The following is a 10,486-nucleotide window of genomic DNA, read 5'->3' as shown; positions in this document are numbered from 1 at the left end:
TAGTAGTCCAGCGCATTGGTGGTATCACCGCGCTGTCTGTACACATTACCGATGTTCAGCAGCATCGTCTGTTGCCCCTCCTCTATTTTCAGACGCCCACTGATCTCAAGCAGGTTCTCATAGTTGAGCAAGGCTCTCCGGAGGTCTCCACGAATGAATGCTTCGTTGCCGAACTTGCATGCCTCTTGGAAGCTCAGTAATGCGTCCACAGTCGTGCCTATCTCTTCATACATTGTGCCAGAGGTGCTGACGCCTCTGGTGAAGTCCTGTGTGGACATCTTCTGGACAAGCTTGGTCATCTCCCTGACAGGTTCGACGACTGCTCGCCCACGTCTATACGCGACCGTCCCCACAACGCCAGCGACAAGGACCAGCACACCCACTAGCATCAGTGTAAGAATGAACGTCTGGTTCGTGACAGTGGCTAGGATTGCAGCGGCAGGCGCCACCACCTCGGATGCTGGGACGACGACTGCAAGCAGGAATCCAGTGCTGGGGACAACTGCGTAGGTCATGTACCAGAGTTGACCGTTCTTGTAGTACTGGGACTGACCACTGCCGGCTGAGAGTGCTGAAGCAATTACGCTCTTGAACGCATTGGCCTCTGTGCCAGTGGGTGACACAAACTCAAGGTCATAGATGGTCTGGCCTTCCTCTGTGAACCCCGGATGAGCCACCAGCTCCGAATTGCGCTCCATCAGGAAAGCGTAGCCACTTGTGAGTACTCTGACATTGAGCACGCTCTGAAGCACGGTCTCAAGTGTGACATCAGCTGACACTACACCGAAGATGCTGTTGTTGTCAAATCTCACAGGACGCGCCATCGATATCACCAGACCGGTGGAGGGGTCCAGATACGGCCCAGTGAAGGCGATGCTGTCATTGGAGAAGAGGAGCGCATTTGTGTACCACTCCTCTGCAGGTGGATCATAGTCTTCTGCTGGGACGCTCCCCTGGAAGTACGCAAGATTGTCGTAGGGGTAGTTGCGGAAGAGATGGCTGTCACAATATGAAGGGTCAAACCCCATGTACAGCCAGATGTAGTCTGAGCTCATCTTGTGGAGGGCTCTGTACACATTGTCCATATTGCTGGAGGTATTGAGGAAGTACTCCGTACTGGCACTCCAGTCAAACGGGTCGCCGGGGGTCTTGTAGTACGGTCTGGGCATATAGTAGCAGCTGACGTTGAACGAGATGTCGCTCGATCCATATCTCTCTTCGTAGTGCCTGCCGGGTACCAGCATGCCGGTCTCGGCATATTCCTCCTCCCAGTCCCAGTAGTAGGAGTGCTGGGGTGTAGCATTGATACGGTCATTGAAAAGGTCCTCGGCGTACTTCTCCATCATGTAGACGCCATCAATATAGTTCTGGACCCGCTCCTGTATGAACAGCGCAGTATCGTTCGCAACTCTCTCCAAGTTCGCCAGCTCTTCTGCCCTAAGAGCAGCAGACGCATCAGCCGCGTTCTCGTTCGAGAGATTGAATATGGTCACGCCCGAGATTCCTGATATGGCAAGTATCGGTATCAGTGCGACTGATACAAACGCAACAACAATTCTCTTACTTATCTCCAATGGTCTTCCTCCAGTTTGGTCTGGTGTATTTGACGATTACCTCATCTCGCAAGTGCAGCGAGCTCTTGTTCAAGGCGTTTCACAAAGTCTTCCTTGTTCTGGTTCTCGGCCAATTCAAAGAAGGTCTCAGACAGAGTGCCGTTGATAGAGCCCTCCCCGAGTAGTATTATTAGTGTCTTTCTCAGTATCTCCCGGGGTACTCCTGTCTGTTGTTCGAGCCTTACTACCTCGACTGTTCGCTGTCTACGGAGCAGGTCGAACAGGACTCTCTTGACATCCTGTATCTCGGAGGGCTTCAGCACACGCCTTTCGCTTGGTTTAGTGCTGACGGTCCTGATGAATGTGTTCCCGTCTATATGTCCATCCAAGACCTTGGTCTGTATCAGTTTCTGCAGAGTCCTGCGCAGGTTGTATACGGCGGGTCTTGGAAGCGTGCGTCTGAGTATCCTGTCCAGGTCCTTGAGTTCTATTCGTGCATGCTTCGAAGTTATGGAGTCGATGCTCTCTCTGATGTACTCTTGGACTGTGTATTCATCCAGAACCTCAAGTGTGGCTCCACATGACTCACATTTGGCCGCTTCCGGTGTTGTATCAGCACCACAGTTGCCACACTTGATTGCCCTTCTGTATACAATGCTCTTGGTCGACTGTATCTCTGTGAGGACGACTCTCTCGGTCCTCGAGACCTGACCACTCTCATGGACACTCCAGAAAGACAGTCTCTTGCTATCGGTGGCAACTACCAGATACGCAGAGTCTGAGACATCGTCTGGCACGCCAGTGGCAATCGCTCTTGGCATGCCGGGTATCTGAATCTCGCCCAGCTGCCTCCCGTCTAGGTCCCACACCTTGAGCTTGTTTGACTCATCTCCGGTCACCAAGAGCTTCCTCTCACCAAAGGTCAAGACTGCAAAGACTGTGAGTCTATCTCCCAACTTGACCTCGCGAAGCTTGTACCCTGCTGCCGTGAGGACTGTGACCAAGCCCTTCCGGTCTGCAACGATGACCTCGAGCTCACCGTCCGGGGTGAAGTCCTCAAGCCACACATCGGTGATTGCATCTCCCATAGTACGGCTGAACAACGCGGTCTTGTCATCATTCCAGAGGATTACCCTTCGGTTGTCCAGTGCAACTACGACCTCCGCCGCACCATCTCCATCAGCATCACGAGCATCGCAGGCGACCACCTCGCTCTCCAGGTCCATGTTCCAGAGGGGTTGCCCTTTCTGATCGACCACAAGCACCTTTTTCCCAACTCCTCCCACCAATGAGTCGCTGCCGCTGCCATCTATGTCTGCGACCGCAATGCATCTGACCTTGCTGCTCCATCTCTTTGATGATCTCAGATTGCCTTCAGCATCGTATACTCGCAGCTGATCCCCATAGTCGAGCGAGAAGACCTGAGTGCGCGCGTCGAGGCGTTGCCTGATGTAGACTGAGTAGGCTGCTGCCGAAAGGGGTACATCTGCAACCTCTCTCAACCTCATTCAACTGGGCCTCACGAGTCCCTAGCCATAAACCAATATAAGTTCTTAGAGGGACGGACGACACATGGTCGCTCCGCATGCTTGCTCGGTTGGTCTGATGTGGAGCGATGAGTTCGAGATGTTCGACAATGGACCGCGACATCCTATCCAACAGGGGCGGTTTCGTCGAGTGAAGGAGTATCTTCAGGACAGTGGGCTCCTCGTTCCACCGCACTCTTGCGTAATTCCTGCTGTGCCCCTTTCTGAGGATCTTCTTGCAATCACGCACTCCAAGGCATACGTAGAGAGAGTGCGGCAGATATCGGTCACTGGAACTGGTGACATTGACATCGACACTCCTGGCTATCCCGGCATCTATGAGACGGCCAGAAGTACTGCAGGTGCGACCGTGGAGGGCGTGCGAGCTGTCCTCAGAGGTGATGTGAGTCACTTCTTCTCTCCAACAGGTGGATTCCATCACGCGCGGTTTGACCGAGGCGGAGGCTTCTGCGTGTTCAATGATGTTGCTGCTGCCGTCTACGAACTCAAGCGTCATGGATTCAAGAGAGTCCTTGTGGCGGACTTCGATGTACATCATGGGAATGGTACTCAGGAGTACTTCATTGCTGACCCCGGAGTGATGCAGATATCCTTCCACGAGGACCCCGAGTATATCTACCCGCATGAGGGTCACCTGAACGATATGGGCACAGGTCCTGGGAAAGGTTTCAAGGTCAATATGCACTTCCCAATGGACTCGGGGGACTCGGTCTACCGCTATGCCTTTGACGAACTGGTTCCCCCTCTGGTTGACTTCTATCAGCCCGAGTTCATTCTCCTCCTCCCGGGTTTCGATGCACACTACCTTGACAGACTGGCTCAGCTGAAACTGACAACCAACACGATACGATACATCGCAGAGAAGATACATGCTCTTGCTCACAGGTGGGCGCAAGGTCGTCTTGGTGTGGTGTCTGGAGGTGGCTATCATCCGGATGCACTGGCATGGGGGTCTGCATCTGTGTTCTCAGTCTTGACCGGGTTGTCTTACGAAGCGCCGGCTCAGACACCGCCATTCAAAGATGACGCGGAGACATGGCAGGTCGTGAAAGCAAACGTCGAAGCCGTCAGGAGTCTTGTCTTTCCCGTCCTAGGACTCTGACCTCTCCGACGGCTTCCAGAAGTGAAGCAAGTACTCGAAAGTCGTAGACAGCGTGATGTAGTTGTTAGGCCACCCGTATATTCCGGTCCGGTTCACAAGATTCCTCCTGTCCCAGATCATGGTGTTCCTCAGCTCGTACCCTGCCTTCTGCATAGACTGGACCACGTAGATGTGGGCAGGTACGCGTCGGCCTTCCCACCAGTAGTCCGTGATATTTATGATCACATTACCTTTGGGTCTAATGACCGGAAGAATACCTGCGAAGATGGACTCTATTGCATTGGAGTAGTCCTCGATGGTCATGGTGCCGAGGTCTCTTGAGTCCTCTGAATACTGCTGGACCTCCATGTAGTGCTCGCTCCTCCTCAGGTCTCCTCTGATGCTCCTGTTGGTCCTGCGTCGATTCAGCAGGCTAGCATACGGCGGTGAGGTGACGATGAGGGAGACCGACTCGTCGTCGAGATAATCACAGACTCTCAATGCATCGTCACATATCGCAAGCTGCGTGGCCCCTCCTGACCTCTCTTCTCTGAGTCTCTTCTGTGCAGTCTCAACATACTCCTTCTTGAGGTCGAAGCCTACCGCGTTCCGCTCAAGAGTCCTTGCTGCCAAGAGCGTGGTGCCTGAGCCCACGAATGGATCAAGTACGAGCTCTCCTTTGTGAGTGAAGAGTTCAATGCACCTCTTGGGAAGCCCAATAGGAAACACGGCCGGGTGTATTCTCTTGTCCCGCAGGTCCTTCTTCTCGTAGTAAAACTCCCATACTGCAACTTGGTACCGTAACCACTCCTTTGCTGTTAGGCAGCTGATATGGTTCTCCGGGCAGTCACAGGTCCTCGTGTGTCCTATGTCCAGCCTCTTACTGGCGAGGTCTCCGTTCCGAGTCATCTCAGTAGCCAAGCGGAAATGCCGCTATTAGCGTCTTTCTCCCCACAGCGGTCGAGTCTGGTTCTCACAGGTGTCATCACTTATCATGAAGCTCTGGTTCCATGGATAGAGTCGGCGAATGTCCGAAGCCGGGTGCACAGTGGCGACTTGCTGTGCTTTCAACCGCCGCGACACATGGTTGGCTGTCCCGGTCGGCAGGCCTTCCTCCCATCCGGTACGGCAATAATCGCACGCATAGCTTGATTATCCTACCAGTGACGTTAAATTGCTGAGATTCAAAGTACAGTCCTGCTCAGCTCATCCCCCTCGAGGTTTCCACAGTCATCAAGGTCTGGAAGCAGCGAGTATGCCGAACGGAGACGCCAATCCATGGCAACAAGCCTTGCAGAGATTGTAGCAGACAGATCCCGCGACGGATATGCCGTAATCGACCAGACTCGTCGAATCATCTATGTCAATGAGAGATGGTGCTCTCTTTCAGGACTCCCTCGGGAGAAGGTCATAGGTCGCTTCTTTGTTGACATCCATCCCAAGACTGTTCGTCCTGTTCTTGACGAGTTGATAACAACGGTGTTCGGTGGCGGTACTGTGCCCGCCGATGGGTCGTTTCATAGCTTGACCACACCAGACGGTAGTCCCATGTCTGCACAGATGCGTCTTGAACCTCTCAAATTGCCAGACGGCTCACCGGGCGCGCTTGCCATACTGGTGGACGTGACCAACGAAATCGAAAGGCGACAGGCCCTAGAAGAGCAAGAAGCCAAGTTCCAAGTACTGGTTGAAACGATGACAGAGGCGTTCTCAATAGACGATCTCGAGGGAAGGGTTGTCTACGCAAACTCCAGCTACTGCAGGCTTCTTGGGCTAGAGAGGTCAGATGTCATCGGAAAGAAATGGATTGACTGGACAGTCGGCCTGAGTGAAGAGGAGTATCGACAGAAGCTGTCGGCTAGACACAGAGGTGAATCGGAACGATACGAGATGGTATGGCGCCGAAGAGATGGGTCACGAGCCACCACAATCGTTTCTGCCGCTCCATACTTCGACATCAAGGGCAATCTCATCGGAACATTCGCAGTCATAACGGATATAACTGAACAGAAGGATGCCGAAGAGACTATCCAGTTCTACCTTGACCTCTTGACGCATGACATAGCCAACCAGCTTCAAATCATAATGACCTCGTCAGGTCTTCTCGACTGCGAGATGCCCCCCAATTATGTCGAGGAGGCGAGGCAGAATATTGCGGATGCGGTGGATCGCTGCAACCGACTGATAACCAAGGTGAAGAGAGCAGGGCAGCTGAAGTTCTTGAGTTCGAGTACGCAGGACCTTAGCGCAATTCTCCTTGAGAAGTCGCGTGCAGTCGAGCGTGTGTATGGAGCTCGGGTTCATCTGAGTGGTCTTCACGAAGATGTCCTCGTTGTCGCCGACGCACTTCTTGGCGAGCTCATGTGGAATCTTCTGGAGAACGCAGCCAGACACAACCCAAAGGAGTCCAAGGAGATCTGGGTGGAACTTGAGACGACTGACTCCTCGGTGAAGGTGAGCGTATCTGACAATGGTCCTGGTATAAGCGATGCCAAGAAGGCCATCATATTCGAGAGGTCAAAGAGGAGTGGCGGAGTGGGCCTCACACTAGTGTATCAGATGGTTCGCAAGTACGGAGGCCAAATAGAACTGGGCGACCGCGTTGATGGCCAGCCCGCTCAAGGAGCCCGGTTCACTGTCACTCTGCGCCGTGCGTAGTCGAGCGGCTGTTCTGGCATATTAATAAGGCCGACAGCAGATGCTCTCTGAACGAATAGGAGTGACGACGCTTGCGTCTCGGGTCGATAATCGATGTCAGCCTCTCTGATGTGCCCGGTAAGCCTGTGACAGTCATCTTCACCGGGGGCTGCAACTTCAGGTGTCCATACTGTCAGAACAGCGAGCTGATTCCACTGGACTCCGGCGTGGCCGTCCCGCTGGATGAGATTGTGCGCAGGTCACAGGGTCATCTTACCGACGGGTATTGCATCACTGGTGGTGAGCCAACAGTTCACAAGGACCTTCCAGATCTTCTAGCCCTACTACGTGAGGAGAGGGGGAAGCACATCAATCTCAATACACAGGGTTCAGTCCCGACTGTGCTTCGGCGTTGTCTTACATACCTTGACTCTGTCTGGTTTGACATGAAGACAAGACCCGACTCGTATCCGCGAGTGACAGGATGCACATACAATCCATGGCCATCTGTAAGAACGAGTATTGAGGCCGTCCTGGACTCGCATGTGGCATTCTGGCCCCGGACAACTTATGCCAGCGGCCTGCTCAGTCCCGATGACATTCTCGAAATCGCGCACGTACTCTCAGAGCTTGGTTTCAAGGGTCAATACACAGTGCAGAACTACGTTCCCCGGCCAAGCTGTCAGGAGTCTGAAGCAATGCGGAGACCCCAGCTGGACGAGCTGAAGGACCTGCAGAACATGGACGTCAACGGAGTCCGAATAAGACTGAATTGGAGTTGATAACGCACAGACAAGCTTTTAACGCTCTCTACCGAACCCCATTCTGAATGGTTGACTAGGCAATGGTCTAAGGAGCTTTTCCCCATATGTTCCCGGTTTCAAGTCAGAACTACGACAGGGCTATTACAATGTTCAGCCCAGAAGGACGGCTGTATCAGGTCGAGTACGCCATCGAGGCTGTGCGGAGAGGACCCTTGGCTGTCGGCGTGAAGGCGACTGACGGTGTCGTTCTTGTTGGCGAGAAACACACACCTCATCAGCTCGTGGACATGGACTCTCTGAAGAAGATTCTCCTGATTGATGACCATGTAGGCACTGCAATCTCCGGACTTCATGCAGACGCACGAAAGCTGATAGACCGGGCAAGAGTACAGGCCCAAATCAGTAGGCTCAGTTACGACGAGCCCATCTCAATCCGTTCGCTTGTCATTGACCTCTGCGATATCAAGCAGATGTATACACAAGCAGGAGGATACCGTCCCTTTGGCGTTTCACTCTTGGTGGCTGGTGTCGATGCAGGTGTTCCGCAGCTGTACATGACTGACCCCTCCGGTTCATTCTGGGGCTACAAGGCCGCTGCGATTGGTAAGGATGCAGACGCTGTCAAGGACATGTTTGCAACAGCTCTGGAGAAGGAATACAAGGACGGATTGAGCCTTGATCAAGCGCTTGGACTTGCAATAAAGGCCGTCCTGAGCCCCCAACGCGAGAAGATTGCCGCTGACAAGATTGATGAGCGCAGCGAGAGGATGGAGATAGGTGCCATCAGCACGACGGATGCCCAGTTCCGGATATACTCACGTGACCAGGTTAGGAAGGCTGTTGCTGCGGCCGTGTCAAAGGCCTGATCCCTGTGGGCAGCTACCTCTTGCACATATTCACGAGATGGTCCACTATAGCCCCTGCTATGTCCACGGGAATGACCGTTGAGAGACCGGCCCACGAAGGTGCGGCGTTGGCCTCTATTACACATGGTCCCTCTGGGGTCTCTATTATGTCCACACCGGTGTAGTCCAGTCTGAGTACTTCTGCGGTCTTGATAGCGCACTCTACATACTCAGGGTCCAGAGTGGCTTTGACTGGCTGTCCCCCTCCATGAACATTTGTGCGCCACTCTCCAGCAGGAAGGTATCTGTACATGGCCCCCACCATCTGACCGCCTATCACGAAGGCACGTATGTCTCTGTCGGGCTTGTCAATCATCTCTTGTACATAGAGCACCTGACCCAGCTGGTGTATGAACTTCATCGCTCTGTATGTCAGCTCTCTGTGCTCCGCTCGGATCGAGCCCAGTCCTCTGGACCCTATGAGGGGCTTGATGACGACATCTCCGACTTCTTCCACAAACTTGGCCGCAGCATCCAAGTTCTCCCCGACATATGTTCTTGGTACCTTTATTCCCGCCTTGTGGAGTGCAGTGAGGGTGGCATACTTGTCCTTCGCCCTTCTGAACGAGTAGGCAGGATTCATCACATAGACACCAGCGTCCTCGAGGTGTTCAAGGAGGCTGATTCTGTAAGTTATCTGGTCACCAGTGCCATATCCTATCGTCCTGACCAGCAGTCCTGCCATGCCTGAAACATCCTCGTCCTCGTGAAGCGTGAACTTGTGTGGCACCTCAGCTCCCAGTTCTGAGAGCCTGAAGGCCTTCACTTCGTGACCTCGAAACGTCATCGCATCTATGATGCTCTTGGTGGCCCAGTTGTTGATGTTCTCATGATATGACACTCCGAGAAGCACGAGTTTATCCACCTTCTTTGCTTGCTGGTGGAGTGGCGTGAAAGGGGTTTTGAAGGTGCTGGAAGTGTTTATTCGATAGTACTCTGCAGCCGCAGTAGCATTCTGAGCGGTGATTCGATGTCGAGTCAGTTAGTCAAGATGTCCAAGGAGATGTTCGAGAAGCGCAAGTCCGACCCCACTCTGAGGGAACGAATGCGCGCTGCTGCGAAGGGACAGTCCCCCCGTTTCCTCTTGATCTCCTCAATGGACCACAGTCAACAAGACCTTCAGCTTCTCTCCTTAGAGCAGGGTGATGCATTCCATGCAACCAGAGTACCGAGGAAGCCTCTCATGAGTGCGAGTCAGTCCCCGTTCTTATTTGGTGGTCCTGCCGCCTATAGTAGCCACTTTGCTGATAGAACGGGTGTCATAGTCACCTTCGAGGCCGCCGAGTCCGATGGTGTGATTCAAGCCTCCCTGAAGGCGGTTTCAAGCCATCCCGACTTGAAAGGCGTTCCCCTTGTAGCCCTGAGAGCCGACTATGAAGCAGGCACTGCCCGACTGGTGCCTCATGGCCTTGGTCGTTCTTACGAAGTCGAGAATCTGTTGATGTCGCGCGTCCGAAGGCCACTACCCAATGACGAGACAACTCTGGTGGTGATATGCTCGGACTCTCGTGTGGAGCCGCCACCAACTCCCAGAGGAGTCCCTATGGCTATCCAGTGTCTTGGAGGTTACATTCCCAGATTCTCTGGAGACGCAGATGAGACGTCCGTCCTCAACGAGTTCTTTGCCACATGGCTCTCCATGCCACTAAAGGAGAGGCATCTGATCATCGTCGCTCACGGAGACTTCGAGGGCGAGGGACAGTCTTGCGGTGCTGGAATGGCTTCGATTCACCCCAACGAAGTCCACAGTGCTATCCTAAAGCACGTCATCGGAAGAATTGACGAGGATGCGCGGCGCTTCGAGAACAGACCACCCTCCACGCCCGAGGAGAGAGTGCAGTCAATCGCAAGGGCCACACAGGCGAATTTGATGACCTACCCTGCAATCCAATCAGTCCTCGGGTCTCGGGCCTCTCTTGAATCGCTGATTGAGACTGTCTTGATGGACACAGTGACGAACAGGATGCAGGAACTGCAGACATCCTAGCCATGACTAGAG

Annotated in this window: 9 protein-coding genes; 5 read left to right on the top strand and 4 right to left on the bottom strand. The window is 53.6% G+C overall.

Translation table 11 applies throughout. The features are described 5' to 3' along the window. Together HXY34_11575 and HXY34_11570 are read right to left on the bottom strand one after the other, a co-directional pair. A partial coding sequence (locus HXY34_11575) for a cache domain-containing protein (GenBank protein NWF96771.1) occupies positions 1-1,574 on the bottom strand: 1,574 nt, incomplete at its 3' end. A gap of 41 nt (positions 1,575-1,615) precedes the next feature. After that, positions 1,616-3,061, bottom strand: a complete 1,446-nt coding sequence (locus HXY34_11570; GenBank protein NWF96770.1) for a hypothetical protein — start codon at positions 3,059-3,061, stop codon at positions 1,616-1,618. A gap of 118 nt (positions 3,062-3,179) precedes the next feature. Here HXY34_11570 and HXY34_11565 point away from each other — a divergent pair, with 118 nt between their 5' ends. Continuing rightward, on the top strand, positions 3,180-4,202 hold the full coding sequence (locus HXY34_11565; GenBank protein ID NWF96769.1) for an acetoin utilization protein AcuC: 1,023 nt from the start codon (positions 3,180-3,182) through the stop codon (positions 4,200-4,202). Here the strand turns inward: HXY34_11565 and HXY34_11560 are convergent. Next, positions 4,191-5,090, bottom strand: a complete 900-nt coding sequence (locus tag HXY34_11560; protein NWF96768.1) for a site-specific DNA-methyltransferase — start codon at positions 5,088-5,090, stop codon at positions 4,191-4,193. The genes HXY34_11565 and HXY34_11560 overlap by 12 nt on opposite strands. A 369-nt stretch (positions 5,091-5,459) precedes the next feature. On the opposite strand from HXY34_11560, the gene HXY34_11555 reads away from it, so the two are divergent. The 3 genes from HXY34_11555 (at position 5,460) to psmA (ending at position 8,448) form a co-directional block, all read left to right on the top strand. Beyond that, on the top strand, positions 5,460-6,839 hold the full coding sequence (locus tag HXY34_11555) for a PAS domain-containing sensor histidine kinase (protein NWF96767.1): 1,380 nt from the start codon (positions 5,460-5,462) through the stop codon (positions 6,837-6,839). 71 nt (positions 6,840-6,910) lie between these two features. Then, complete coding sequence (locus tag HXY34_11550; protein NWF96766.1) at positions 6,911-7,600, top strand: anaerobic ribonucleoside-triphosphate reductase activating protein; 690 nt, start codon at positions 6,911-6,913, stop codon at positions 7,598-7,600. Between the two features lie 86 nt (positions 7,601-7,686). Further along, positions 7,687-8,448 (top strand): archaeal proteasome endopeptidase complex subunit alpha, encoded by a 762-nt coding sequence (gene psmA / locus HXY34_11545; protein ID NWF96765.1) that lies wholly within the window; start codon positions 7,687-7,689, stop codon positions 8,446-8,448. 13 nt (positions 8,449-8,461) lie between these two features. On the opposite strand, the gene HXY34_11540 is transcribed toward psmA, so the two are convergent. Next, the gene (locus HXY34_11540; protein ID NWF96764.1) at positions 8,462-9,340 is read right to left on the bottom strand and encodes a RimK family alpha-L-glutamate ligase; all 879 of its coding nucleotides are present in this window, start codon (positions 9,338-9,340) and stop codon (positions 8,462-8,464) included. 117 nt (positions 9,341-9,457) lie between these two features. Between HXY34_11540 and HXY34_11535 the strand changes: the two genes are divergently transcribed. Further along, positions 9,458-10,474, top strand: a complete 1,017-nt coding sequence (locus HXY34_11535; protein NWF96763.1) for a hypothetical protein — start codon at positions 9,458-9,460, stop codon at positions 10,472-10,474. The last annotated feature ends 12 nt before the right edge of the window (positions 10,475-10,486 follow it).

The sequence above is a fragment of the Candidatus Thorarchaeota archaeon genome (genome assembly GCA_013388835.1).
GTDB lineage: Archaea > Asgardarchaeota > Thorarchaeia > Thorarchaeales > Thorarchaeaceae > JACAEL01.
This window is presented reverse-complemented; position numbering and strand designations above follow the sequence as displayed.

Bases quoted from the DNA above. Each gene is read 5' to 3' on its own strand.
- HXY34_11570 (NWF96770.1), bottom strand. From the start codon at position 3,061: ATGAGGTTGAGAGAGGTTGCAGATGTACCCCTTTCGGCAGCAGCCTAC.
- HXY34_11565 (NWF96769.1), top strand. From the start codon at position 3,180: ATGTTCGACAATGGACCGCGACATCCTATCCAACAGGGGCGGTTTCGT.
- HXY34_11560 (NWF96768.1), bottom strand. From the start codon at position 5,090: ATGACTCGGAACGGAGACCTCGCCAGTAAGAGGCTGGACATAGGACAC.
- HXY34_11555 (NWF96767.1), top strand. From the start codon at position 5,460: ATGGCAACAAGCCTTGCAGAGATTGTAGCAGACAGATCCCGCGACGGA.
- psmA (NWF96765.1), top strand. From the start codon at position 7,687: ATGTTCCCGGTTTCAAGTCAGAACTACGACAGGGCTATTACAATGTTC.
- HXY34_11535 (NWF96763.1), top strand. From the start codon at position 9,458: ATGTCGAGTCAGTTAGTCAAGATGTCCAAGGAGATGTTCGAGAAGCGC.